The organism is Dyella koreensis, from assembly GCF_044904565.1.
Taxonomy (GTDB): Bacteria; Pseudomonadota; Gammaproteobacteria; order Xanthomonadales; family Rhodanobacteraceae; genus Dyella_D; species Dyella_D koreensis.
Map to the genome: position 1 here is coordinate 255,517 of NZ_JADIKD010000011.1, position 26,126 is coordinate 281,642.

General features: G+C 60.3%; 22 protein-coding genes. 9 read left to right on the forward strand and 13 right to left on the reverse strand.

What is annotated here, in order from left to right:
• Positions 1-16: 16 nt before the first annotated feature.
• Entirely contained in the window at positions 17-1,525 is a 1,509-nt protein-coding gene (locus ISS97_RS13215) for a lipopolysaccharide biosynthesis protein (RefSeq protein WP_379983971.1), read from the forward strand.
• A gap of 14 nt (positions 1,526-1,539) precedes the next feature.
• Here ISS97_RS13215 and ISS97_RS13220 read toward each other — a convergent pair whose 3' ends face one another.
• The 5 genes from ISS97_RS13220 to ISS97_RS13240 form a co-directional block, all read right to left on the reverse strand.
• Entirely contained in the window at positions 1,540-2,583 is a 1,044-nt protein-coding gene (locus tag ISS97_RS13220; RefSeq protein ID WP_379983972.1) for a glycosyltransferase family 2 protein, read from the reverse strand.
• Positions 2,584-2,826: 243 nt separating this feature from the next.
• Complete coding sequence (wecB, locus tag ISS97_RS13225; RefSeq protein WP_379983973.1) at positions 2,827-3,912, reverse strand: non-hydrolyzing UDP-N-acetylglucosamine 2-epimerase; 1,086 nt, start codon at positions 3,910-3,912, stop codon at positions 2,827-2,829.
• Entirely contained in the window at positions 3,909-5,021 is a 1,113-nt protein-coding gene (locus ISS97_RS13230) for a glycosyltransferase family 4 protein (protein ID WP_379983974.1), read from the reverse strand. Before ISS97_RS13230 ends, wecB begins: the two co-directional genes overlap by 4 nt.
• On the reverse strand, positions 5,018-6,133 hold the full coding sequence (locus tag ISS97_RS13235; RefSeq protein WP_379983975.1) for a UDP-N-acetylglucosamine 2-epimerase: 1,116 nt from the start codon (positions 6,131-6,133) through the stop codon (positions 5,018-5,020). Before ISS97_RS13235 ends, ISS97_RS13230 begins: the two co-directional genes overlap by 4 nt.
• A 5-nt stretch (positions 6,134-6,138) precedes the next feature.
• Positions 6,139-6,993 (reverse strand): glycosyltransferase family 2 protein, encoded by an 855-nt coding sequence (locus ISS97_RS13240; RefSeq protein ID WP_379983976.1) that lies wholly within the window; start codon positions 6,991-6,993, stop codon positions 6,139-6,141.
• 227 nt (positions 6,994-7,220) lie between these two features.
• Between ISS97_RS13240 and pilB the strand changes: the two genes are divergently transcribed.
• The 4 genes from pilB (at position 7,221) to coaE (ending at position 11,901) form a co-directional block, all read left to right on the forward strand.
• Positions 7,221-8,942, forward strand: a complete 1,722-nt coding sequence (gene pilB / locus ISS97_RS13245) for a type IV-A pilus assembly ATPase PilB (protein ID WP_379983977.1) — start codon at positions 7,221-7,223, stop codon at positions 8,940-8,942.
• Positions 8,943-9,091: 149 nt separating this feature from the next.
• The gene (locus ISS97_RS13250; RefSeq protein WP_379983978.1) at positions 9,092-10,360 is read left to right on the forward strand and encodes a type II secretion system F family protein; all 1,269 of its coding nucleotides are present in this window, start codon (positions 9,092-9,094) and stop codon (positions 10,358-10,360) included.
• 66 nt (positions 10,361-10,426) lie between these two features.
• Complete coding sequence (locus ISS97_RS13255; protein ID WP_379983979.1) at positions 10,427-11,284, forward strand: prepilin peptidase; 858 nt, start codon at positions 10,427-10,429, stop codon at positions 11,282-11,284.
• A complete protein-coding gene (coaE, locus tag ISS97_RS13260; RefSeq protein WP_379983980.1) occupies positions 11,281-11,901 on the forward strand; it encodes a dephospho-CoA kinase in 621 nt (206 codons plus the stop codon). The genes ISS97_RS13255 and coaE overlap by 4 nt, the downstream gene beginning before the upstream one ends.
• Before the next feature lie 27 nt (positions 11,902-11,928).
• Here coaE and ISS97_RS13265 read toward each other — a convergent pair whose 3' ends face one another.
• Both ISS97_RS13265 and ISS97_RS13270 read right to left on the reverse strand, forming a co-directional pair.
• A complete protein-coding gene (locus tag ISS97_RS13265) occupies positions 11,929-12,891 on the reverse strand; it encodes a Nudix family hydrolase (protein WP_379983981.1) in 963 nt (320 codons plus the stop codon).
• Between the two features lie 20 nt (positions 12,892-12,911).
• The gene (locus tag ISS97_RS13270; RefSeq protein ID WP_379983982.1) at positions 12,912-13,400 is read right to left on the reverse strand and encodes a dihydrofolate reductase; all 489 of its coding nucleotides are present in this window, start codon (positions 13,398-13,400) and stop codon (positions 12,912-12,914) included.
• Positions 13,401-13,507: 107 nt separating this feature from the next.
• Between ISS97_RS13270 and ISS97_RS13275 the strand changes: the two genes are divergently transcribed.
• The gene (locus tag ISS97_RS13275) at positions 13,508-14,488 is read left to right on the forward strand and encodes a hypothetical protein (RefSeq protein WP_379984058.1); all 981 of its coding nucleotides are present in this window, start codon (positions 13,508-13,510) and stop codon (positions 14,486-14,488) included.
• Here the strand turns inward: ISS97_RS13275 and ISS97_RS13280 are convergent.
• The gene (locus ISS97_RS13280; protein WP_379983983.1) at positions 14,466-15,260 is read right to left on the reverse strand and encodes a thymidylate synthase; all 795 of its coding nucleotides are present in this window, start codon (positions 15,258-15,260) and stop codon (positions 14,466-14,468) included. The two genes, ISS97_RS13275 and ISS97_RS13280, sit on opposite strands and share 23 nt — an antisense overlap.
• Before the next feature lie 3 nt (positions 15,261-15,263).
• The gene (gene lgt, locus ISS97_RS13285; protein WP_379983984.1) at positions 15,264-16,094 is read right to left on the reverse strand and encodes a prolipoprotein diacylglyceryl transferase; all 831 of its coding nucleotides are present in this window, start codon (positions 16,092-16,094) and stop codon (positions 15,264-15,266) included.
• Positions 16,095-16,335: 241 nt separating this feature from the next.
• On the opposite strand from lgt, the gene ISS97_RS13290 reads away from it, so the two are divergent.
• Together ISS97_RS13290 and ISS97_RS13295 are read left to right on the forward strand one after the other, a co-directional pair.
• On the forward strand, positions 16,336-18,300 hold the full coding sequence (locus ISS97_RS13290; RefSeq protein ID WP_379983985.1) for an alpha/beta hydrolase family protein: 1,965 nt from the start codon (positions 16,336-16,338) through the stop codon (positions 18,298-18,300).
• A gap of 285 nt (positions 18,301-18,585) precedes the next feature.
• The gene (locus ISS97_RS13295) at positions 18,586-21,447 is read left to right on the forward strand and encodes a TonB-dependent receptor plug domain-containing protein (protein ID WP_379983986.1); all 2,862 of its coding nucleotides are present in this window, start codon (positions 18,586-18,588) and stop codon (positions 21,445-21,447) included.
• A gap of 83 nt (positions 21,448-21,530) precedes the next feature.
• Here the strand turns inward: ISS97_RS13295 and ISS97_RS13300 are convergent, their stop codons facing one another.
• The 4 genes from ISS97_RS13300 to ISS97_RS13315 form a co-directional block, all read right to left on the reverse strand.
• Positions 21,531-22,034 (reverse strand): TPM domain-containing protein, encoded by a 504-nt coding sequence (locus tag ISS97_RS13300; protein WP_379983987.1) that lies wholly within the window; start codon positions 22,032-22,034, stop codon positions 21,531-21,533.
• Between the two features lies 1 nt (position 22,035).
• Positions 22,036-22,932 (reverse strand): TPM domain-containing protein, encoded by an 897-nt coding sequence (locus ISS97_RS13305; protein WP_379983988.1) that lies wholly within the window; start codon positions 22,930-22,932, stop codon positions 22,036-22,038.
• A 1-nt stretch (position 22,933) separates the two neighbouring features.
• Positions 22,934-23,554, reverse strand: a complete 621-nt coding sequence (locus ISS97_RS13310) for a LemA family protein (RefSeq protein WP_379983989.1) — start codon at positions 23,552-23,554, stop codon at positions 22,934-22,936.
• Positions 23,555-23,618: 64 nt separating this feature from the next.
• Positions 23,619-23,990: a diacylglycerol kinase gene (locus ISS97_RS13315; protein WP_379983990.1), complete on the reverse strand. Its 372-nt coding sequence runs from the start codon at positions 23,988-23,990 to the stop codon at positions 23,619-23,621.
• Positions 23,991-24,559: 569 nt separating this feature from the next.
• Here ISS97_RS13315 and ISS97_RS13320 point away from each other — a divergent pair.
• Positions 24,560-26,089, forward strand: coding sequence for a peptide MFS transporter (locus tag ISS97_RS13320; RefSeq protein ID WP_379983991.1), 1,530 nt, complete (start codon positions 24,560-24,562; stop codon positions 26,087-26,089).
• Positions 26,090-26,126: the final 37 nt, after the last annotated feature.

A 26,126-nucleotide genomic window follows, 5' to 3' on the forward strand; every position in this document is an offset into this window, starting at 1 on the left:
GGGTTCACCTTGAGCAATGCCACGTCTGCGCAACAATGTCTTGGCCAACTACGCTGGGCAGATATGGGTCGCCTTCATGGGATTTGCCTTCGTGCCTGTATACCTGCAAAGGTTGGGCACAGAACAGTTCGGCTTAATTGCATTCATGCTGAGCTTACAAGCCATGTCACTTCTGCTGGATCTGGGGGCGGGGATTTTTCTAAATCGGGAACTAGCTCAGCGTGCCCATGACCCCGCACGACGCGACAGTATTAGACAACTGATACGCAGCTTCGAATGGCTAGTTTGGCCCATGACCATCATCATCGCGACATCGATCGTCTTTGCAAGTGATGCCATATCCACCTACTGGCTGAATCCGCAGCAGCTGACACGCGCCGACGCCTCCACTGCCGTAAAATTCATTGGCATGGTAGTGGCATTGCTGTGGCCTACAAGCTTCTATGCGGCAACATTGTCCGGCCTGGAGCAGCAACCACGTCTCAATGTGCTCGTCATGATCTTCGCGACCTTGCGTTATGCCGGCGTGATACCAGTCTTGTACTTCACCAACGCAGGCCTCAGTGGCTTCCTCTGTTGGCACGCTGTCATCGCAGCAGCACAAACCGCCTGTACCGGATGGCTGTTGTGGCGGAACCTTCCCCATGCTGCACAGCCACCACGTTTCGATCTAAAGGAGATATTGGCAGCACGTCATTTCGCACTTAGCGTTTTCGCAGTTACCGCGCTAGGCCTGCTATTAAGTCAGCTCGACAGACTATCCATGTCTGCGCTGCGCCCACTTCGAGAATTTGGCTGCTACGCCGTCGCCCTAACCATCAGCAGCGGATTGGGCAGACTCGTCCAGCCAATGTTCAATGCGATCTACCCCAGGCTAAGCCGGTTCGCCGCGAGTAATGAGAGCCAGGAACTAGCCAAGCTCTATCACCTAGCTAGCCAGATCTTGGCTGTACTGGTAGCCACCATAGCGGGGCTGATCTGTGTCTACTCAGGAGCCGTGCTGCGGTTGTGGACTGGAAACGCAGCATTGTCTTCCGAGCTTGCGTTACCTTTAACGTTGTTGTTTGCCGGCGCGGCGGTGAACGGAATCATGAACATCCCTTATGCTCTACAACTGGCCTATGGATGGACCAAGTTGGCGATGCTGAGCAATATAACGTCCTTATTGATAGCTATCCCGATATATATATTTGCGACAAAATGGTACGGCATGGTTGGTGCTGCATCGACATGGTTGATGATCAATCTTGGAGGACTCCTCCTCGGCCTTCCGCTGATGCATCGACGCCTCTTACGTGGCGAGCTGCGGAGTTGGTATCTGCACGACATTCTGCCTCCCATCGCGGCGGCAGCCTTCGTCGTCTTATCTGCAAAATGGCTGGGTCCAGAAGTGGATCGCAATCCGGCTGGAATAGCTTGGCTTGCCACTGTAGGCATGCTTACGCTTACGGCGGCGACTGCCGCCTCGCGCGATGTAAGGCTCCTATTACTAGGCTATATCTGGCGCTTATCAGCAAAACGCTAAGCCTCATGCTGATACTAAGGCCGTAACAAATGACCGTAGCGCACTTGTAGCTCCTGGCGTGAGCGCACTATCCGCCGCTCGACGGCCCGGTAGATCCCGGTCAGCACGTGCTGTGCAACAGGAACCCTCTCACATATATAGGCCAATACCCGAAGCATGTTTGCGCGCCAAGACTCTGAGTAGTCACTATCCAGAGCAAGAGCTGCATCGCGCGCGAATTCGTAGCGACCTAAAGCTAGCGCATTTCCCCCACGCCTAAAGAGCATACGCCGAGCATCCAAGTGCAACGCCATAAGCAGTCGTTCACGATCTAAAACGCTAAGCATGTCTAGCGCCTCGATATTCCGAAACATTTTCTGCCATCCCGGCCAAAATGACGAGAGAGGCTGCGTTGCACTCGCTGATTGGGCGTTGAGCGTAAACACTGCGGATGGATACTTCTCGACCACGTACGAGTATCTCGCAGCTAGGCGTAGGGTGTAGTCGAGGTCTCCGGGGCTTAGAACTTCTGGATCTAAAAAACCAACCTGTTCCAGCACCTCACGACGAAACACGATTCCAGTCCAAGCTGGCGCCATACCAGCCGTCATCGCAAGCGCCCCCTCTGGCGGAAAAAATACACCATCCCTTCGCCAACGCTCGACACGAGCATCCCAGATTAACCCCTCCGGATCGACATTAAGGGTAATTCCAACCCAGAACATCGCCTGCGGGTGTGCATTCAGAGCAGCCAACGCTCGCTGATAAAAGCCGGGAAGCAAGTAGTCATCGTCCGACAGCAGCGAAAAAAACGGAGTCTCGATATTGCGCACCCCGAACTCGAAATTTGCGCCGCTCCCAATGTTCTGCGGGTGACAGTGATACTCAACCTGGGGGTGCAGCTGGGTCAGACCAGCCACCATCCTTCCGGTGTCATCCCCTGATGCGTTATCACATACACGAACCCGGACACCTACTGTCTCCTGCTGCAAGGCGCTGATGATTGCTCTCCGCAGCAAATGCGGGCGCCGGTAGGTTGGTATAACCGTTGTTATCTGGGGCAGAGTGGGCTCTAACATGCGCAACTATAATCGGGAGATGAATAGAAAAGGACCTGACAAAGATTGTTGCCTACCCTCGACAAATAGAGGTAACCAAACTTGGATCGATGTGCATAGCAAGCCATCAAACTCCATTTGGGAATACTGCGTGAAACGATTGTTCACTGTCGCGGAGGACAAGACACCAGCGTCATGCGGTATACCCTCAAGATGAAGTCCCTAAGCCAGATATTCACAGCATCAACATAGACACCTGCACTATTAGGTCAATCCACTGATAATTCTCGCTGCCGCCTTCCCATCGCCATATGGCGACGTCCCTTTGGCCATACGCGCATAAGAAGACGCGTCATCGAGCAGATGCATCGCGGCCGCAACGATTCGCCCCGTATCAGTACCGACCAATTTCGCTACACCTGCATCTATAGCCTCCGGGCGTTCCGTTTGCTCCCTGAGCACCAACACCGGCTTAGCCAACGCGGGAGCCTCTTCCTGCACACCTCCGCTATCAGTAAGGATCAGGGAGGATTGGCGCATCAGATCAACGAAATCGAAGTAGTCCTGTGGAGGTAAGAGCTTGATCCGCGGATGGTTCGCCAAAACACTCCGAGCGGATTCCTGCACATTAGGATTGGGATGCACTGGGTAGAGGATTTCGATATCAGAATAGCGATCAGCTAACTCGCGTGCTGCTGCCAAAATGTTCCGCAAAGGTAACCCGAAATTCTCACGCCGATGCGCAGTTAGCAGAATCGCTCTCCCTTGTCGAGCCGGCGCAGGCCCGAGTTTACGCACCGTGTGCATTAATGTATCGATACCCGTGTTACCCGTAATGTAAATGCTGGCGTCGGAGATTCCTTCCGCGCGCAAGTGTTCAGCCGCTCCTGAGGTAGGTGCGAAATGCCAGCGCGCAATGCGAGCCACCATCTGCCGATACCCCTCCTCGGGGAAGGGCTGGCCGAGATTCTGGGTGCGGAGACCCGCTTCAATGTGACCAAATGGAACTCGCCGATGGAAGGCAGCTAGCGCAGCGGCCAAAACCGTGGTGGTGTCGCCCTGCGCCAGAACAATACTAGCGTGCTCTTTTACTAGCACGCGATCGAGCGCCGGCAACATCCTGGCAATCAGGTCTGTCGGCACCTGTCCCTCAGTCATGAGATTCAAATCATGATCGACAGGAACTTCCAGGCGGCTGAGCATCTGATCAAGCAAGTCCCGATGCTGGGCAGTCGCCACAACAACGCATCGAGCCCATTCCGTGGCCCGCAATGCCGCAACCACTGGGGCCATCTTGATGGCTTCCGGGCGAGTACCTATGACGCACACCACGCAACGCAGTTGACTCACTGCCCTACTCCCTCATCGCTGGATTGATCACTCTTAAGCGACAAATCAGCAGCCAGGGTCGCCGCAATTCCAGGCCAATCCATGCCTTTGGGAAGATCCACAGTAATCCGTCGTGCTAGCTGCTCACGAATGACTCGCCGCAAATCGGCTATATCACTTGGTTCTGCTAGAACTGACCTGAGCTGTGCCGCCTGCAACGGAAAGTTATCAATGAGATTAGGGGTGCGCGTGGCAACAAGCGGCCGCCCACATGCAATCGCCTCAGCTATCTTGTTGGAAGCCCCTGCATCCATGATGGCAGAGCGGCGATAAGGCACCGAAAGTAGATCGCAACAAGCGAGCATCGTCGGCATATGCTCAAACGGCACATTCCCAACATAGCGAATGCCCGGCTGCCGAAGATCCATGTCAGGCCGCACCCTGCCGCCAAGCAGCAGTTCAATGGCCATACCCTCGCCACGCAATTCCTGCACAGCAGCAATCAGGTCATCAACACCACGATCAGGCTCCATGCTGCCGAAATAACCAATGAAGATCACCTCTAGAGGGAAACCCAACAGCTTTCGACTCTCTTGCATATTCAGCGGACGAAACCTTTTCAGATCGACGCCATTGGGCACGATGAAGTCATCCCCCGCTCGATGCCCAACACGGTCCATCAACGGCTGACTCGCAAACAATCGACTGTCAGATCTATCCAGGAGATAGGCGAACAGATCAAAACCCGGCAAACGCTTGTAACCGGCAAACTCGTCGTACTTGTCATATACGTCGAATACGAAGCGTGCCCGCAAACGCCGCGCCAACCGATAGGCCACCAAACCGATGTAGCAGTCGCCACTGGCAACCACCACTTGCGGCTTTTGACTAGTAAAAGCTTCAATACCCCACTGCCGTAGCGCGGCCCAACCGAGTAGCGGAGTGGAAACAATTTCAAGGCGACCGTCGCGCAGGCTATGAATCTCGCGCGTGTGATAATCCAGGAGCCACAGTTTTGTGCGCATACCGTTGTGTGCCCAGTGCACGGGCAGCTGATAGATCCGACCAAACTGCTCTCTTAGAGCATCACGATTCGTATAAAAACGCTTGCCAACGAATAGTACGCTCATGGGTTCGCCGGAAGAGATGACAAGCCTTCATCGGCAAGAAACTGGGCTATGCAGTGCGATGGTCCTTCTTGATGGAGATCCATAGCAGGTTGGCGCAGTTGAACAAAACGCTCTTCCTGGACGAACTGGGCGACCCCTTGAGCAATGCTGGCCTCCATGACTGCATTAGACCCAAGCCCATCCGGGCGCTCCGTTCGCTCTCGCATTACTAGCGTAGGAACGCCCAGAGCCGCCAACTCCTCCTGGTTGGATCCTCCATCGGTGAGCACGCAAGCAGCACCGGCAGCGAGCCTGAGAAAATCGCGATAACCCATGCGCGGCATGAGATTTAGATTGGGCACACTGGAAAGTCGCGCCATGAAGCCGCCCGCCTCCAGACGTCGCCGGGTAGCCGGGTGCAAGACAAAATGAATCAGATAAGTTTCCGCAAGGCTCTCAACCAGACCCACCAAATTTCGCAATCGCTGAGCAACGTATATGTTCTGAAAACGATGTAGCGACACGACCAAATACGGGCGCTTCGATTCTCGACCTATAGAAGCAGCACCAGTCAGAATGACGGAATCGATAATCGTATTGCCTTTCGTGTCGATGACCAGAGCGTCATGATGAAGGCGCATATAGTCGGCAGCCTGTGCATTCGGACACATGGCGACGTCAGTCATCCTAAATACCAGCCTACGGCAAAATTCCTCAGGAAATGGATCAAAAATCCTCCCTGAACTTAAGCCGCTCTCCAAATGAACAATACGTGCGCCGCAACGCCGACCGGCCAACGCCCCAACCAACGTTGAAAGCGTGTCGCCATGAACAAGTACATCCAGCGAGACACCTGGCTTTGCCAACAACTTTAGCTGCCGGCTCACCCCGCGATAAGCGGCGGGAAGCCAGGACAACAAAGACCTCACTGTAGAACGCTCTGAGGCTGGTAGTGCCGACACTTGAGGCGACTTGATCGAAAACTCCTCGATCAGATCCTGCATCGTTTCCTGATGTTGACCTGTCATGAGCAGGATTGCTGCCAATCCAAATCTTTCGCAAGCAACAACGACCGGTGCAACCTTAATCAACTGTGCACGAGTGCCAATAACGAAAACCAGATGACTCTGCATTTGGGTCACGCGTCTCGACGATAAGTCAGCGCCGTAATCTGCTCAGACACCAATCCGATCAGGAACACAATCACACCCGCACTCCACATCAGGGTACTCATATTGGTCAGCCGTCCACCGTGACTGAACGTCCACGCATAGTTCGCAAGCCCCAACAGAAAGAACACCGCACTTGCCGGCGCAAACAACTTCAGCGGGGAATACAACGTTGCAATCTTGAAAATGATCAGCAAGAAGCGGATGCCATCCTTCAACGGCTTGATGTGGCTCTTCCCTACTCGCTGCCCTGCCTTGATGGGTAGATACGCCACCGGGTAGGCACTGCGAAAGAACGCCATCGTGCTAGTCGTCGGATAAGAAAAGCCATTGGGCAGCAAGTGCAAAAACTCGCGAAATTTGTCTGCACGCACCGCGCGAAATCCAGAAGTAAGGTCAGCCACTTCATGTCCGGTCATTTGAGTGGCGAGCCAGTTGTAGATGGTGTTGGCCACCCCGCGACCAACGCCAGCCTGGCTATCCCAGTCCCGCGCCCCGACCACCATGTCATAACCTCGGTCCAACTGCTCCAGCAACCGGGCAACGTCCGCCGGATCATGCTGCCCATCGCCATCCATGAAGACCAGAAGCTCGCCTGTAGCTGCTCGAGCGCCGCGCTTGATCGCAGCACCGTTGCCCATGGAATAGGGTGAAGCTAGGTGTTGCACACCTGCTGATGTACATATCTCCGGCGTGTTATCGGTGGAGCCATCGTCAACCACGATGATCTCGGCGTCTGGCTGGGCTGTCCGCAGACGCGGCAGCAAAGTGGCGAGTGCACCCGCTTCATTCTTGGCAGGTAAAACGATACTGAGGCGGCTCAAAGCAACTCCCCCGAGAGTGAACGCTGATGATAACGCGGCCCCGCTGCTCCAGTTGTGGTGAATTTGACGAAACGAGCAGACCTATCGCCAGTTCCAAGCCTCCATTCCCATTGAGGAAATTGTGCGCGCCGTCACCACTAACAACCCGGAATCCAGGCAGCGAGTGACCCGCCACCCCATCTGGAGTAAATTCCCCTCCAATCAGGGGGCTGGGTGAATTTCTGAACATGTCGACGCAGATGCAACCGTCATTGGCAGGCCTGTCGGGTATGGCCCGCCGGTTGGTGTCCGACGGGGTCCTCCCCGAGGCGGACGTGCGTAAGGCGGTGCTGGACTCCGCCCAGCACAAGACCAATCTCGCCGCTTGGCTGCTGGACAATAGCCTGGTCGAAAGCGCCCGGCTGACCCAGGTCGCCTCGGCCGAGTTCGGCATGCCGGCCATGGATGTGTCGTCGCTCCAGCCCTCCAGCATGCCGCTGAACCTGATCAGCGAGGCGCTGATCAACAAGCATCACGCGTTGCCTCTCTTCAGACGCGGTAAGCGGCTGTTCGTCGGCATTGCCGATCCTATGCAGTCGCATGCCCTGGATGAGATCAAATTCCACTCGAACTGCATGGTGGAGCCGATTCTGGTCGAGCGTGGCCAGCTCCACCGGGTGATCGAGAACGCCCTTACTTCCATGAATGCCGCGGTGCCCGATATGGGTGGCGGCGATCTGGATGAGCTAGCGCTTGAAGCCGGCGACGACGAGGCCGAGTCCACTGGCATCGACGCCAACGCGAATGACGATGCCCCGGTGGTGAAGTTCGTCAACAAGATCCTGGTAGATGCCATCCGTCGTGGCGCCTCGGACATCCATTTCGAGCCGTTCGAAACCCAGTACCGGGTTCGCCTTCGCATGGATGGCATGCTGCGCGCGGTCGCCAGTCCACCGATGAAGCTCGCCGCCCGTATTTCCTCGCGCCTCAAGGTGATGTCGGGCCTGGATATCGCCGAACGCCGCGTACCGCAAGACGGTCGCATCAAGCTCAATCTATCCAAGAGTCGCGCGGTGGACTTCCGCGTCAGCACGCTGCCGACGCTGTTCGGCGAGAAGATTGTGCTGCGTATCCTGGATGGCTCGTCGGCCAAACTGGGCATCGACAAGCTCGGTTACGAGGAAATCCAGAAGCAGCTCTATATGGATGCTATCCACAAACCCTATGGCATGGTGCTGGTCACCGGCCCTACCGGCTCGGGTAAAACGGTTTCGCTGTACACCGCACTGAACATCCTCAATACCGCGGAACGCAATATTTCCACCGTGGAAGACCCGGTGGAAATACGCGTCGAGGGTATCAACCAGGTACAGCAGAACGTAAAGCGCGGCATGACCTTCGCCGCAGCCCTGCGCTCGTTCCTGCGCCAGGATCCGGACGTGATCATGGTGGGCGAAATCCGCGACCTGGAAACGGCAGAGATCGCCATCAAGGCCGCGCAGACCGGCCATATGGTGCTGTCCACGCTGCACACCAATGACGCGCCGCAGACCATCGCGCGACTGATGAACATGGGCATTGCGCCCTACAACATCACCTCGTCGGTGACCCTGGTGATCGCACAGCGCCTGGCACGACGCCTGCACGACTGCAAGAAGCCAATGGATCTGCCGCCCCAGACCCTGCTGGCGGCCGGCTTTACCCAGGAAGAGATCGACGCAGGCATGACCATCTACGAAGCTGTCGGCTGCGATAACTGCAACGAGGGCTACAAGGGTCGCGTGGGTATCTACCAGGTGATGCCCATGCTAGAAGACATCCAGAAGATCGTGCTGCAGGGCGGCAATGCCATTCAGATCGCTGAGGTCGCGCGCAAGGCAGGGGTTAATGACCTGCGCACCTCAGCTCTCCTGAAAGTGAAGAACGGTGTCACCAGCCTGGCTGAGATCGATCGCGTGACCAAAGACTAAGGGGAGCCGGCCAGGCCAGATCGGGATGCAAGTGGCATTCGAGTTGCGTCTCTCGGCACGGATTGACCAGAGTAGATAGCCTAAACTGCTGAAAATTTTGCCGTCCGGCGCTCGTCACAGCCGGACAGCCTTGGAAGGGGGAATTCCGCATGGCCACCGTAACGGCAATTACAAAAGACGCGCGCACCCGAGGCGCTGAGCGCGCCGCGATCAGCCAAATGACCACTTACGACTGGGTGGCGCTGGATAAGCGCGGCAAGCGCATGAAAGGGGAAATGCCAGCGAAAAACGCTTCGCTGGTCAAGGCGGAGTTGCGTCGCCAGGGCATGAATCCCCAAACAGTGCGTGAGCGCGCCAAGCCTCTATTTGGCGCCAGCGGAAGCACGGTCAAGCCGCGCGATGTGGCCATTTTCAGTCGCCAGATCGCCACCATGATGGCCTCCGGCGTGCCAATGGTGCAGGCCTTCGACATCATCGCCGACGGCCAGAAGAACGTCCGCTTCAAGAATATCCTGGTCGATGTAAAGCAGGGCATTGAGGGGGGCTCCGCTCTGCATGAAGCACTAGGCAAGTATCCGGTGCAATTCGATGAGCTTTACCGCAACTTGGTCCACGCTGGTGAATCGGCCGGCGTACTCGATACCGTGCTCGATACTGTGGCGACCTACAAGGAGCGGATGGAGGGCATCAAGAGCAAGATCAAGAAAGCGCTGTTCTATCCCGTCATGGTACTGGTCGTGGCGCTGCTGGTCAGCATGGTCCTGCTGCTGTTTGTGGTGCCGGTGTTCGAGCAGACTTTCAAGGATGCGGGTGCTGAACTGCCCGCTCCTACGCAGATCGTGATCAGCGCCTCGCAGTTCATGCAGCACTACTGGTGGCTGGTGATAGGCGTAATCGTCGGCAGTATCGTCGCACTCGTTGCCGCTAAAAAACGCTCGGTCAAAGTTGCCCATTTCCTCGATCGACTTATGCTTCGGCTGCCGGTAATCGGCAACATCCTCCGCCAATCCGCCATCGCCCGCTTCGCCCGCACCCTCGGCGTTACCTTCCGCGCTGGTGTGCCCTTGGTGGAAGCGCTGGAGGCCGTGGCAGGCGCTACCGGCAGCATCGTTTATGGCGATGCAGTTCGACAGATGCGCGACGATGTCTCGGTCGGTCACCAGCTCCAGCTGGCCATGCGCCAGACCGGCCTGTTCCCGAACATGGTGGTGCAGATGACCGCCATAGGCGAGGAATCCGGCGCCCTGGACAACATGCTGTTCAAGGTGGCCGAGTTCTACGAGGAAGAGGTCAACAACGCCGTCGACACCCTTTCCACGCTGCTTGAACCGCTGATCATGGTGATCCTTGGTGTACTGGTGGGCGGCATGGTGGTGTCGCTGTATCTGCCGATCTTCAAGCTCGCAGGCACGGTGTAATCTTTGGTTTCCCAGGCCCCTCTCCCGATGGGAGGGGGGCTTTTTTTATAGCAATCGAGACAAGGCATGGCTGAACTTCCCCTCTGGGCCTGGATCGCCGCGGCTGCCGTGCTGGGCTTGCTGGTTGGCAGCTTTTTGAATGTGGTGATCCTGCGTTTGCCTGAGCGGATGACGGCGATGTGGCGCCAGGAAGCACGCGATGTGCTTGAGCTGGATGCAGAGGAGGCCCCCCTCCCTCCTGGCATCGTGCGCGAGCCGTCGCATTGCCCGCATTGCAAGCATCCGTTGTCGGCAATGGACAATATCCCGCTGTTCGGCTGGCTTCTGCTGCGCGGGCGTTGTCGTTATTGCAAGACGCCTATCTCCATTCAATACCCGCTGGTGGAACTACTGAGTGGGGTGCTCAGCGCCATCATCGTCTGGAAGTTCGGCCCGACCTGGCCGGCGCTGGCGGGCCTGGTATTCACCTGGATGCTGATTGCGCTTTCCGGCATCGATTTCCGCACTCAATACCTGCCCGACCAGCTCACCTATCCCTTTCTGTGGATCGGCCTGCTGCTCAGTCTGCTGCCCATGTTCGTGCTGCCCACGTCGGCGATCCTGGGCGCAGCCATCGGTTACCTGAGCTTGTGGAGCGTGTACTGGCTGTTCAAGTTGCTTACGGGCAAGGAAGGCATGGGCTATGGCGACTTCAAGCTGCTGGCGGCCCTTGGCGCCTGGATGGGACCGACGGCGTTGCTGCCGGTCATCCTGCTTTCGTCCTTGGTCGGCGCGCTGCTGGGTGGTGGTCTGATCCTGCTGCGCAAGCATCAGCGTGAGGTACCGATGCCGTTCGGTCCGTTTATCGCCGTGGCCGGCTGGTTCTGGTTTGTCGCTGGCGACTGGCTGCTGCAGAGCTACCTGCAGATCACCGGGCTGCGATGACGGCGCATCATAACCCTTACGTTGTTGCGCTCACTGGCGGTATCGCCGCCGGCAAGAGTGCGGTCACCCGGCGTTTCGAAGCGCATGGCATTGCTGTCTACGACGCCGATGTCGCCGCTCGGGAAGTCGTGAAACCCGGCAGCGAGGGCTTGCAGGCCATTGTCGATAGCTTCGGCCCCGATGTGCTGGACGCTGGCGGCCAGTTGGACCGCGCCGGCATGCGCCGCCGCGTCTTCGCGGATGAAACGGCGCGCCGCACGCTGGAAGCCATCACGCATCCTCGCGTACGCACCTGGCTGCGCGAACATGCGGAATCTGACCGCGGCCCCTACTGTCTGCTCGCTATCCCTCTCCTTGCGGAGAACATCGATCACTACCGCTGGGTACAGCGCATCCTGGTCGTGGATGCACCGGAAACTGTCCAACTAGAGCGGCTGATGAAACGCGACGGCATCGACGCCGCACTGGCCCAACGCATGATCGAGCGGCAGGCCAGCCGCAGCCAGCGCCTGGCACTGGCCGATGACGTGATCGAAAACGGCGGCGACGAGGCCGCGCTCGATGCGGCGGTGGCCGAGCTACATGCGCGCTACCTGGCTCTTGCAGCGGCCATCTGATTTGAGCAGCACGCATTCATAGGGCGATCAGCCCCGACTTGCGAACCCGTCACCAAAGAAACCGCGAATGCCGGCGACACCCTGCCCGCCCACCGCTCTGGCCTGATCTGCATCGGCAGCTTGCATGCCCCCCAGGGCATACACCGGCAGTGACGCCACTCCGACCAGACACTGGAACTCATCCCAGCCCATCGGCGTGACATTGGGATGCGAGGCCGTCGCTGCCACCGGCGACAAGGTGGCGAAGTCGATGTGCAACGAAGATGCGTGGGCCAACTCAGCGGCATCGTGACAGCTCGCACCCACGAGCTGGTTCAGCGGCAAGGGGCGCTCGTTCAAGACCATCAACTGTGAGGCCTTGAGCTGCACGCCGACGCCTTGACCGAGCTCGCGCACGCCCTCCACGTCCGAGTTCAGTACGAGCGTGGCGCCCAGCTGCCGCGCCAAGGGCGCCAGTTCTGCGGCCAGTTTCCGAACCAGTGGCAACGGCCACAACGGCAGGCGCAGCTGAACCAGCCGCTCGCCACGCACAAGGCCGTCCCTGAGCATCTGTGCGCATATCTCGGAGGCTTCCGGCGCCAGATCGGCAGGCGTGATGAGGTAACGGGAAGGCAAACGCAACGCTTGCAGGATCGGCCGGTCGGCGGGCGCCAGCATCGCCGGGTCCACCGCGGAAGGCGCGAGCCATTGCAAAGCCTGCCCTTCGAGCGATCCTGCCTCGCCTTCCCAGCGCCGCACCATCCAGGCATCCAACAGAAGGTGCCGGCCATCGTACTGCCATGGCACCCGGATCAATGGCTCGGCCACCTCGGCAGTCACCCCAAGCTCTTCCTGCAGCTCGCGGATCAGACCCGGCCCCGGTAGTTCGCCGGGCTCCAGCTTGCCGCCGGGGAATTCCCAAAGGCCCGCCAGGTGCTTGCCCGGCGGTCGCTGTGCCAGCAGCACGCGACCGCCGGCGTCCACCATGACGCCGGCCATCACATGGATCACAGGGGAGTCCAGCGGCACGCTTAAAGGCCGCGGATGTACTCGACCATATCGAAGTCGTAGGCGTGGTCGCCATCTTTCTTGTGATGGACGCGGGAGACTTCGGTCCAGTCACTGAAATGTACGCCCGGGAAGAAAGTATCGGCGCCATCTACCGCCGCATTGACCCAGGTCAGATAGAGGCGGCGTGCCTTGGGCAGCGCTTCGGCATACACCTCGCCACCGCCGATCACCATCAACCCGGTGCCACCTGCACGGGCAAGACCTTCGTCGACCGAACGCACGGTGACCTGTCCCGGAAAGGGCGCCTCATGCTTACGGGTCAGCACCAAGTTCGTGCGATCCGGCAAAGCACGCCCCACCGATACCGCGGTGTTATAGCCCATCAACACGTACTTACCGAGCGTGAGCTGCTTGAACCAGCGCAGATCGTCCGGCAGATGCCAGGGCAACTGGCCCTTGCGGCCAATGGCAAAGTTCTCGTCAAGCGCGGCAATCAGCGAAATGGCCATGGAATCTCCGAAATAAACGTCATGCAAAGTGACAATCGGCGCATTGCGACCCAAGCCTTCGGCCGCCACGCTAACGGGACATTCTAGCGAGGATCGCTGCCTTGACGATGACTTTGATCCTGCTGGCGGCCACCGCGATGGCCGCCGCGCCAGCGAAGTCCCAGGTGTTGCCCACGGTTTATGAAGCAGGCCATTTCTACGCGGTGCCTGAAACACCCACCGGGCAGCGCATGAAATTGCTGGTGGACACGGGCGGTGGTGGCGTGGGTGGCCTGTACTGGATCACGCCCGAGGCAGCAAAACGCCTGAACCTGAAAACCCATACCTGTCATGCGCATGGAGCGTCGATGCCGATGGCCTCCGCCCCGGCCTTCAAAGCAGGCCGAGGCCTTCCGGCTACCGACGATCCGTGCCCCGGCATCATGCTGGTTGAGCACTCTCAAGGCGCCATGGACGGCATGCTTGGCTCGAACTATCTCGGTGGTCGCATCTGGACCTTTGACTACCCTACGCAGCGCCTGGTGCTCAATGCGACACCCTGGCACCCCGTGCCGGGCAGTCATGCCACACCGCTGGGCTTCCAGAAGAACGCGGCGGGCAAGGCTACGCGGGCGTTTCCCCGCATCGTCATCAAGGTTGACGGCCAGCCGCTGGACATGTTGCTGGATACCGGCGCCACGGCGCATCCCACCGAGGCTGGCCGCCAGGCCGCCGGCACGCCTACTGTCGATGGCACTGGCGTCGCCAGCTACATCACCACCAGCCAACTGGAGCGTTGGCACAAGGCGCATCCCGATTGGCGCGTGGTGGATCAGGGCGACGACCTGTTCCCAAAACATCCGGTCCGCCTGATCGAAGTACCCGCGCTGGAGATCGCCGGATGGAGCGTGGGGCCCGTGTGGTTTACCGAGCGCCAGGACAGTAGCTTTCACGGCATGATGGCCGAGCTAATGGATAAACCGCCGGAGGGCGCCATCGGCGGCAATGTGCTCCAGCATTTCGTGATGACGCTGGACTACCCGAACGCCACCGCTTACTTCCAGTGCGGTGGCGCCTGCCGATCAGTTACACCGCCACCGGTGCCTTGATCGCCGGGTGCGGCGCGTAGTCCACGATGGCGATGTCCTCGTAGCGGAAATCTTCCAGCGCCCGCACCTCGGGATTGAGCTGCAACCTGGGTAGCGGCCGTGGCTCGCGAGTCAGCTGCAGTCGCGCCTGCTCGACATGATTGCTGTACAGGTGTGCATCGCCCAGCGTGTGTACGAAATCACCCACACCCAGACCGCAGACCTGGGCCACCATGTGGGTGAGCAACGCATAGCTGGCAATGTTGAAGGGCACGCCGAGGAAGATGTCGCCCGAGCGCTGGTACAGCTGACAGCTCAGCTTGCCGTCGGCCACATAGAACTGGAACATCGTGTGGCAGGGCATCAACGCCATCTTCGGCAGCTCGCCCACGTTCCACGCGCTGACGATCAGCCGGCGCGAATCCGGATTACGCCGGATCTCTTCCACCACCCAGCGAATCTGGTCGATCACGTGGCCATCGGCGGTCGCCCACGCACGCCACTGCCTGCCATAGACCGGACCAAGATCGCCGTTCGCATCCGCCCATTCGTCCCAGATGCTGACGCCATGTTCCTTGAGGTAGGCGATGTTGGTGTCGCCGCGCAGGAACCAGATCAGCTCGTGGATGATGGATTTCAGATGCACCTTCTTGGTGGTGACCAGCGGAAAGCCCTGGGCTAGATCGAAGCGCATCTGCCAGCCGAACACGCTGCGCGTGCCGGTGCCGGTGCGGTCGGCCTTGACGGCACCGTGCTCTAGCACGTGACGCAGCAGATCAAGATAGGCACGCATCGTTTACTCCTTCGCCGGCAGCACGACGGTATACGGGCGCAGCGTCGGCGCCCTGCGCGACAACGCCAGCAGCACCACGCCGACCAGCACCAGCGGCAACGACAAGATCTGCCCCATGGTCAGCCAGCCGAACGCCAGATAGCCCAGCTGCGGGTCCGGCAGGCGCACAAACTCCACGGCGAAACGGAAGCAGCCGTACAGCAGTGCGAACAGGCCCGAGATCAGATAGCGCGGGCGTGGCTTCATCGACACCACCCACAGCACGGTAAACATCACCACGCCCTCCAGCAGCATCTCGTACAACTGCGACGGATGACGCGGCAGGCGGTCTGGCGCATTGGGAAAGATCATGGCCCAGGCCACGTCGCTCGGCTTGCCCCACAGCTCGCCATTGATGAAATTGCCCAGCCGCCCCAGGCCCAGGCCGATCGGCACCATCGGCGCGATGAAATCCACGGTGTCGAAGAAATGCAGTTGGTGCCGGCGCGACCACCACAGCACGGCAGTGAGCACGCCAAGCAGCCCGCCGTGGAAACTCATGCCGCCGTCCCACACCCGGAACAGCGCCAGCGGGTCGGTCCAGATCCAATGGATGTCGGTATAGAACAACATGTAGCCGACGCGACCGCCGATGATCACCCCCATCATCACGTAGAACGCGAGGTCACCCAGGGCGTCCCGCGACACCGGCAGGCGGCCAAGGCCGCGGCGATACTCGGCCAGCAGCCAGGCCCCCAGGAAACCGCCCAGATACATCAGCCCATACCAATGGACATGAATCGGACCGAGGCTGAAGGCGATCGGCTGGATGTCTACGGTGTAAGGCAGCGACATGGGCAAAAAGTGTGGCGGCAAAGGCACAGTGTAGCCGGCCCGGCCGCCGTCGCGGGCAGCCCCCTTCCCGTCTGCTTCACGCCGTGGCTACACTCGCCGCCGGATGGCAACCGCCGGTTACTGGGGAGTGACGGCGGCCTGCGGGGCGTAGCGAAGAGCCCGCCGATCACGCAACCGTCCACCGGGCCGCGATGCCCCGCCGGCCGGTAGCGCACACAGGGGCGTGTTCAGGGGGAAATACATGTCACACCGTCTGATGCGGACCGCGTTGTCCGCAGCCTGCCTGTTGTTGCCCGCCATCACCTATGCGGCCGACCTGATACCGGTCGAGGACTTCGCGCGCCGCCCACAAATTTCCGATCCCACGCTATCGCCCGATGGTCTGCACATCGCGGTGCGCATGGATGACTACGACAATCACAATCACGCGGTGATGGTCTACAACGTCACCGACATGCAGAAGCCGATCAGCATGCTGCGCATGCCCAAGTTCGAGATTCCGCTCGACATCATCTGGGTCAGCCCCACCCGTCTGGTGGTGCAGAAGGGCAAAGAGAACGGCTCGCTCGACAAACCCGCCTTTTACGGCGAAGTGCTGGCCACCGATCTGGACGGCAAGCACGTGGATTACATCTACGGCTACGACAACCTCGGCACCCGCGCCACCACCCGTTCGGGCGACAAGGGCTGGGGCTATATCGTCGGGCGGCCCAGGCCTTCCAATGGGCACGTCTACATGGAAACCGAGTCGTGGGACAACAAGGGGCATTACGCGCTGTATGACGTCGATGCGGTGAAGAACTCCCGCCGCCTGATCGGCGACATCAGCGTGAGCGGGATGAGCTTCATGGTCGGCAACGACGGCGAAGTGCATTACGCCTACGGCACCAACGACAATTTCGATTTCGTGGCCTACCGCAGGCAGAACGGCGCCTGGGCACCGCTGGATACCAGCAAGGACTACCGCAGCTTCGCACCGCTCGCCAACACACCGGACCAGAAGCGCGTCTATGCGTTCTACTCACGGGAAGGCGGTCCGATGTCACTGGTGGAACAGGACGAGGACGGCGGCAACCGCAAAGTGCTGGCTCAAGACAGCTTCAGCAACATCCGTTCGATCGAATGGACGCCGATGCCGCGCCAACCGTTCGCAACCATTCTCGACACCGGCATCCCCAAAGCCAACTACATCGATCCCGGCCTGCCTGCCGCCAAACTGCACATGGCCCTGAGCCAGGCTTTCCGCGGCTATGTGCGCTTCATCAACTACAGCGAGGATGGCGGCCAACTGCTGTTCTCCGTATCCAGTGACCGCGATCCCGGCACCTACTATCTGCTCGACACCAAGACCAACAAGGTCAACAAGCTTTTCACCTCGCATCCCTGGATCGATCCCGCACGCATGGCCGAACGGCGGCCGTTGCGCTTCAAGGCCAGCGACGGCATGGAGCTCGAGGCGATCCTGACCATTCCGCCTGGCCGCGGCGAAGCCAATCTGCCGATGGTGCTGCTGCCTCATGGCGGCCCGCATGGCATCAACGACGACTGGTTCTACGATCGCGACGCGCAGTTCCTCGCCAGCCGCGGCTATCTGGTGTTGCAGGTCAACTACCGCGGTTCCGATGGACGCGGCCGCAACTTCACTGAAGACGGCTATCTCAAGTGGGGCACGCGTATCCAGCAGGATCTGATCGATGGCGTGAAATGGGCGATTGCTGAGAACTACGCCGATCCGAAGCGCGTCTGCGTCTACGGCGCGAGTTTCGGCGGCTACTCGGCGATGATGACCACCATCCGCGCGCCGGACATGTTCAAGTGCGCGGTGGGCTACGCCGGCGTCTACGACCTGGCGATGATGTACAAGAAGGGCGATGTGCGCGAAGAAAAAACAGGCCGCAGCTATCTGCGCGCGGTCATCGGCAAGGATGACGCCGATCTTGTCGCCAACTCGCCCGACAAACTGGCCGACAAGATCTCCGTCCCCGTCCTGTTCGTGCACGGCGAAGATGATGTGCGCGCCCCGTTTGCCCAGGCCAAGGCCATGCGTGCGGCGATGGATGCCGCCCACAAGCCGTATGAATGGCTGTCCAAGCCTGGCGAGGGTCACGGCTTCTACGATGAAAAGAACATCGTTGAGTTCTATAAGACCCTGCAGGTCTTCCTCGACAAGCACATCGGAAACAGCCCGAATACGGCCAGCAATTAGCCGTCGCAAAACTCACGAGAATGGCATCAGAGGGGCGCCTCGGCGCCCTTTTTTGCGAATCAATCCCAATCTGCGCAACTACTTGCGATCATGGGAATCTTCGAAACTTAACTTGCACCAAACTGTCACCTTGTTTTAACTTCGGACTCACATCGACCGTTTCCCCCAAGCTTCGGCGATGCCGGGGCACGCGAGCTTCCCCAGCTTGGCGTGCCATCCCAGATATCCAGACAACCAGCGACAACGCTGGTAGCTGGCTATTTTTTGTTCGGAGTTTCCAAAACAATGAAGCAAAAGACACTGCTGGCCACCGCCATCGCTGCAGCGCTCATGCTGCACACCTTCGCGGTCACTGCACAGGACGCTACCCCAGCCCCCTCCGCCGATGAGTCCAAGGCCAAGAGCCTGGATACCGTGACCGTCACCGGTTCGCGCATCCGCAGCGTGGACGTCGAGACCGCACAGCCGGTCTTCACCATGAGCCGCCAGGAAATTCAGAAGCAGGGCTACGTGAGCGTCGGCGACATCCTGTCGCACATCACCGCATCCGGCTCGGCCGGCTACAGCCGCTCCGCTTCGCTGACCTCGAACACCTATGCCGGTAGCGCCACCGTCGAACTGCGCGGCCTGGGTGCTGCGCGCACGCTGGTGCTGGTCGACGGTCGCCGCTGGGGCACCAACGCCGACGGCTTCACCGACCTGGACACGATCCCCTCCTCGATCATCGAGCGCATCGATGTGCTGAAGGACGGCGCCTCGGCCATCTACGGTTCCGACGCGATCGCCGGCGTGATCAACATCATCACCCGCAAGAACATCCAGGGCGGCGACGCCAACGTCTACTACGGTCAGTTCGGCCAGGGTGACGGCGCCAAGCAGCAGTACGACTTCACCTGGGGCAACAAGATCGGCAAGTTGTCCTACGTGTTCAGCGGCTCCTACGCCAAGGACGATCCGGTGTGGGCGAAGGACCGCGACTTCTCGCGTTACCCGCTGGGTCCGCGTCATTCGAACTCCGGCCTGTCCGGCTTCGGTCCGGGCGGCCTGATCCTCAATGACCCTTCGGGCAATGGGCTCAAGCTCAACCCGGGCGGCGATCCGACCAAGCTCGGCGACTACCACACCTACGACCCCAGCGTTGATAATTTCAACGCCAACCAGCAGATGATGCTGATCAATGGCGCGAAGCGTAAGTCGCTGTTCGGCAAGGCCGACTACGCCATCACCGACAACGTCAACGCCCACGTCGATGCGACCTACACCGAGCGCACGGCGAACATCCAGATCGCCGGCTATCCGCTCGGCACTGGCACCACGGGCCTGGTGGTGGACAAGGACAGCTACTACAACCCGCTCGGCAGCCGGCAGGGCTACACCACCCCACAGGACGTCGAGTTCCTGCGTCGTGGCGTCGAAACGCCGCGCCTGACCAAGAACACCCTCAAGACCTACCGCGTCGGTGCAGGCCTTGACGGCGTGTTCCAGATCGGCGAGCGCAACTTCAACTGGGACGTCAGCGGCTTCTTCAACAAGAACAAGGGCGACGTCTTCGGTACCGGCAACTACAACCTGATCAACCTCGCCCAGGGCCTCGGCCCGTCCTTCAAGGACAGCGACGGCGTGATCAAGTGCGGCCGTCCGGGCGCAGTGATCGCCGGCTGCACGCCGGTGAACGTCCTGTCGGGTTGGGGCGGCATGACCCCCGACATGCTCAACTACGTCGGCGTCAACACCAACGGCACCTACGGCACCCAGACCAGCGGTCTTGCCGCCAACATCGGTGGCGACGTGGTGCAGCTGCCGGCTGGCATGGTGCAGTTCGCCGCTGGCCTGGAATACCGTCGCGAAGCCGGCTACAACCGTCCGGACGGGTTCTCGCAGACCGGCAACTCCACCGACCTGGCTTCCGACTCGTCGTCGGGCAAGTACAACACCAAGGAAGCCTACGCGGAGTTGAACATCCCCGTGCTGGCTGACCTCCCGGGTGCCAAGCTGCTGTCGGTCGACCTGGCCAGCCGCTACTCGAAGTACAGCACCTTCGGCAGCACCACCAATAGCAAGTTCGGTATCCAGTGGAAGCCGATCGACGACCTGATGTTCCGTGGCAGCATCTCGGAAGGTTTCCGTTCGCCGACCATCAACGACCTGTACGGCGGCCAGTCGCAGACCTTCGACAGCTACACCGATCCCTGCGATTCGCGCTTCGGCGCCGTGGCCAGCGGCAACGCCAATGCTATCGCGGCTTGCCGCGCAGCTGGCCTGGCACCGGGCTTCGTGCAGACCGACTCCACCGGCAAGCCGGTCAGCGCGGCCGACTCGCAGTCGACCACGCCGTTCCTGTCGGGCTCCAACGAAAAGCTCAAGCCCGAGACCTCGCTCAGCAAGACGCTGGGCTTTGTCTACAGCCCGAGCTACGTCGACGGCCTGAACGTGTCGCTGGATTGGTACAACATCCGCATCACCAACGTCATCACCAGCGTCACCTCCAACGACGTACTGGACGACTGCTACCTGCGTGGCATCCAGTCCGCCTGCGGCCTGTTCTCGCGTGACACCAAGGGTCAGGTGGTCGGCCTGGTGCACACGCTGAGCAACCGCGGCAAGCTGGAAACCGAAGGCTACGACCTGAGCCTGACCTACCGCCTGCCGAAGTTCTCGTTCGGCCAGTTCCGGGTCAACGTGGATACCAACTACGTCAGCAAGTACAACCAGACGCTCAGCAACGGCGTGATCTCCTACAACGCCGGCCAGTACTCCACCTGGCGCATCCGCAGCAATGCCAATCTCGACTGGAGCTACGGCGACTTCGGTGCCACCTGGGGCATTCGCTACTACTCGGGCCTGAAGGAAGATTGCTCGTTCGATCTGAACGGCGGTCCGGAGTGCTCCCTGCCGAACTACGTTTCGCCGGGCCAGGGCGTCACGCCGAAGCGCCAGGTCGGCGGTATCGCCTTCAACGACCTGTCGGTGCGTTGGAACGCTCCGTGGAACGGCACGTTCTCGGTCGGCGCCAACAATGTGTTTGACCGCAAGTCCCCGATCTTCTACACCGCATCGAGCAACACGATCGGCAACAGCAGCTTCGTGGGCAACCCGGCGTACGACATCGGCCGCTTCTGGTACGTGCGTTACAACCAGAAGTTCTGATCGATCGTTACAGGCAAGACGAAAACGGCGGGCCTATGGCCCGCCGTTTTTCTTTTCTTCCATGTAAATCAGGAAATGGACGGCTATAACAAGACCGGCCGGTCCGGCAACTCATCGGGTTGATCCTTGTCATTCCCCGGGAAATGCCGCGTCAGCAAGGCATGTGCGGCAGCTATCCCATCCAGACAACCTTCGCGCCAGTCCCCGCGCGCGAAACGCTCACGCATCTGCGCGCAGACCGCATCCCATTCCGCCTTGGCGACCTCTCGCGCAATGCCGCGATCGGCAACGATCTCGATGCGATGCTCGGCCAGCAACACGTAGAACAGCACGCCACTGTTGTGCTCGGTGTCCCATACACGTAGCTGGGTGAAGACCTGCTCGGCGCGGCGACGTGCGTCCAGGCCCTCCAGCACGGCCAGCGGCGCCAGCCGCGACTCGATGGCAAAACACACTTCGCCTCGATGCAGACGCTCGCCTTCCGCGATAGCGCGCGTCATCTCGTCGAGCAAGCTTTTTGGAAAGCAGCGGCGCAGCTGGAACCAGCCACTGAACGTATTGGTGAAAAAGCGTTGGGCGCGTCCCATGTCACCAGCTCCCCGACGAACCGCCGCCGCCAAAACTGCCGCCGCCGCCACTGAAGCCGCCGCCACCGCCACCAAAACCGCCACCGCCTAATCCACCGCCGCCGCCCCAACCGCCGAAGCCGCCCCAGCCACCTCCACCGATGGAACGCCCTGCGCCAGCCGGCAACAACATAAGCACGCCGCCGATCACGACACCCAGCATCGCCGCTCCAGCGGTCGCTGCCAGCAGCCACAACAAGCCGCCGGTGATCGCCGCGCCGAGCGGCGTACGTAGCCACACGGCGGCGCGTCCGAAGATACCGCGCAGGAAGAAGGCGACGAACACACCGATCAACAGCACGTCCTGGAAGCCAAGTCCGTTGCGTTCGCGATGCGGCCCTTCCACCGGTGGCGGCAAGGCTTCGCCATCGATCAGTTGGGTCAAAGCACCGACAGCATCGGTGATGCCGCCGAAGTAATCGTTGGCGCGGAACTTGGGCGCGATGTATTCGCGTGTGATGCGTGCGGTAGCAGCATCGGGAATGGCGCCCTCCAGGCCGTAGCCGACCTCGATGCGCACACGCCGGTCGTCCTTGGCGATCAGCAGTAGCAAACCGTCGTCCGTGCCCTTGCGCCCCACTTTGTTGGACTCAGCCACCGCCAGCGAATAGCTCTCCAGGTCCTGCGGTTGCGTGGTGCCCACCATCAGCACTACCAACTGCGCGCCCTTGCGCTTTTCCAGTGCAACCAGTTGAGCATCCAGTTGGTCGACCTGTTGCGCAGTGAGCGTACCGGTCAGATCCGTAACGTGACGGGTGAGTTTGGGCAGCGCCGTGTCCGCATGCGCCAGGGAAAACCCTGCTGCGAAAAGCAGCAGGGTCACCAGAAGATACGGCAGCCGCAGCAGGCGCCGGGTCATCTCAGTGCGTCGCAGCCGGCGCCGGGCTCGCGTTGCCGCCGAAATCAACCGTCGGCGCGGTGGAAATGGCTTTCTCGTTCTCCACCGTGAAGTTCGGCTTGACCTGGTAGCCAAAGATCTTTGCGGTGAGGTTATTCGGGAAGGTGCGGATCATCGAGTTGTATTCCTGCACCGACTGCACGTAGCGATTACGCGCCACGGTGATGCGATTCTCGGTGCCTTCCAGCTGCGCCTGCAGATTCTGGAACAGACCGTCGGCCTTCAGCTGCGGGTAGTTCTCGCTGACCACCATCAAGCGCGACAGCGCACTGGACAGCTGACCCTGAGCCTGCTGGAACTGCTGCAGTTTCTGCGGATCGTTCAGCGCATCCGGCGACATCTGCATGGTGCCGACCTTGGCGCGCGCATTGGTGACTTCCGTCAGCACCTTCTCTTCGTGCTGCGCGTAACCCTTCACCGTGTTGACCAGGTTGGGCACCAGGTCGGCGCGGCGCTGATACTGGTTGAGCACTTCCGACCAGGCGGCCTTGACGGCTTCGTCCTGGCGCTGCATGGCGTTGTAACCACAACCGGAGAGACCGGTGACGACCAACAGCAGCGCGATTGCGCGAAGGAATTTCATGGGTGTGCTCCGATCCGGTGGAAGACGCCATTGCAGCATTCCTCTCCGGCCGGTGCAATCTGAATCAGAACCAGCGCGGCCCCAGGATAAGACCCCAGCTCAGCATCACCATCACAAGCAGCAGAAACACGGCAGCGGAGCCCATGTCCTTGGCACGGCCAGCCAGCTCGTGGAATTCGGGACTCACTTTGTCCACCACGGCCTCCACCGCGGAGTTCAGCAGTTCGGCCGACAACACCAGCACGGCGGGCAACACGAGCGCGATCTTCTCCAGCGCGCCCTGCCCCAGCCACAGCCCCAAAGGGATCAGCACCACAGCCAGGCAGGCTTCCAGCCGGAACGAAGCTTCATGCTGCCAGCCAGCGCGCAAGCCCTTCATCGACCACTTGAAGGCGCTCCAGATTTGCTTGGGTCCGCGAATGCCGCTGGCAGCCATGGGATTGTCCGTGATCAATGGGCCGCGGGCGCCGCGGCGGTAAACCAAGTCGGGCGGTCTTTCCGAAACGTCCGAAAAGTACCGGCAATAAGCCTGTAATGATGCCACAGGGCCCTTCGGGGCAAGGATCCCGCCCACCGACTCACGCAAGCTGTTGCTCCACCGCAGGATTTCGCGTACTGCAGCGCAACCACGCCCTCATGACAGATGCGTTACCCTTGATCGGTTGTGGTTTTCGTAAGGCCCACGACAGGGTCGGCCGCAACGCGGTCGCAGTGAGAGCCTGTTCCATATCTCCGCATGGCCCGCGCCGGCTCTTTTTGCGCGCAGGGCAAGGAAGAGCGAGGGCGTGTACGTCCGTACACAACCGAGTGATGACGCCGCCATGCGGGCAAAAAGACCCGGCCCGAAGGGTTGAGTCCCAGAGCGCACCGGCTGGCGGCGCGCAGCTTGGCCTGACGGCCAGTCAGGCACTGCGCTACGCGCCGCCAGCCGGTGCGCTCTGGGACTCAACGCGGGCTATGCGGAGATATGGAACAGGCTCTATAACCGTGTTCGGAATCGTTCGTATGGCAATCCAGAATCCGCCCGTCTCCCAGACGCGCTCCTTCAGTACCGTCTTCCTGATCGAAATGTGGGAGCGCTTCGGCTTCTACGGCATGCAGGTGCTGATGGTCACCTACATGATGAAGAAGCTGGGCTTCGTCGATAGCAAGGCCAACCTCGTCTGGGGCGCCGCCGCGGCGCTGATCTATGCCACCCCCGCCATCGGCGGCTGGGTCGGCGACAAGCTGATCGGCACGCGCCGCACCATGATCACCGGCGCCATCGTGCTGGCCCTGGGCTACGCGATGCTGTGGATACCCTCGAACAATCCCACCCTGCTGTACTGCGCGCTGGGCGTGATCGTGGTCGGCAACGGCTTCTTCAAACCCAATGCCGGCAACCTCGTGCGCAAAATCTACGAGGGCGACGACACCCGCATCGACAGCGCCTTCACCATCTACTACATGGCGGTGAACATCGGCTCGATGGTGTCGATGACGGCTACCCCGTGGATCCGCAACTACGTCGGCGAACACTATGGCGATGCCCTGGGCTGGCACACCGCTTTCGGCTCATGCGCCATCGGCCTGCTGTTGGGCCTGGGCAACTATGTGCTGATGCACCGCACGCTCGCGCACATTGGTTCGCCGGCCGACGAAAAACCGTTGAGCCTGGGCCGCGTCGCGGCAGTGCTGGTGGCGTCGGTGGCGATGGTATTCATCGCGGCCGCGATTCTGCAGAGCCTGTCGATTGCCAAGGGCGCGGTGATTCTGGCCGGCGTGGTGATCCTGGGCATCTTTGCCTACCTGATCTGGATCAGCCAGAAGAGCGAGCGCGCCGGCCTGATCGCCGCGCTGGTGCTTACGGTGCAGACAATCTTCTTCTTCATCTTCTACGCGCAGATGGCGACCTCGCTGAACCTGTTTGCGCAGAACAACGTGAACCTGTCGTTCGAGATGTTCGGCGTCCACCTGTTCACCTGGATTCCCGAGCAGTATCAGAACCTCAACGCGATCTGGATCGTGATCCTCAGCCCAGTGCTGGTCTTCATCTATAACGGCCTCGGCCGCGCGGGCAAGGATCCCTCGGTAGCGTTCAAGTTCGCGCTCGGCTTCGCCGCCGTGGCTGTCGGCTTCTTCATGTACGGGCTGGGCGCGATGAGCGCCGTCGATGGTCAGGTGTCCTCCTGGACCATGATCTGGGGTTATGGCCTCTACTCGCTGGGCGAACTGCTGGTGAGCGGCCTGGGCCTGGCCATGATCGCCCGCTACGTGCCGGCACGCATGGGTGGTTTCATGATGGGCGCGTACTACGTCGCCGTCGGCATCTCGCAGTATCTGGGCAGCGTGGTAGCCAACCTGGCCAGCATTCCGGAGCACATCAGCAATCCGGTCGAATCGCTGTCGATCTACATCAGCCTGTTCAACAAGCTCGGCTTTGTCGGCATTGCCTGCACCGTGGTTGCCGTGGTGATGCTGCCGCTGATGAACAAGCTATCGGCCAGCCACGCTGAGTCACGCACGCCACTACCTGCCGTGCATAGCGAAGAGTGAATTCCGGAGACCCGATGTCGCAGACATCGGGTCTCTT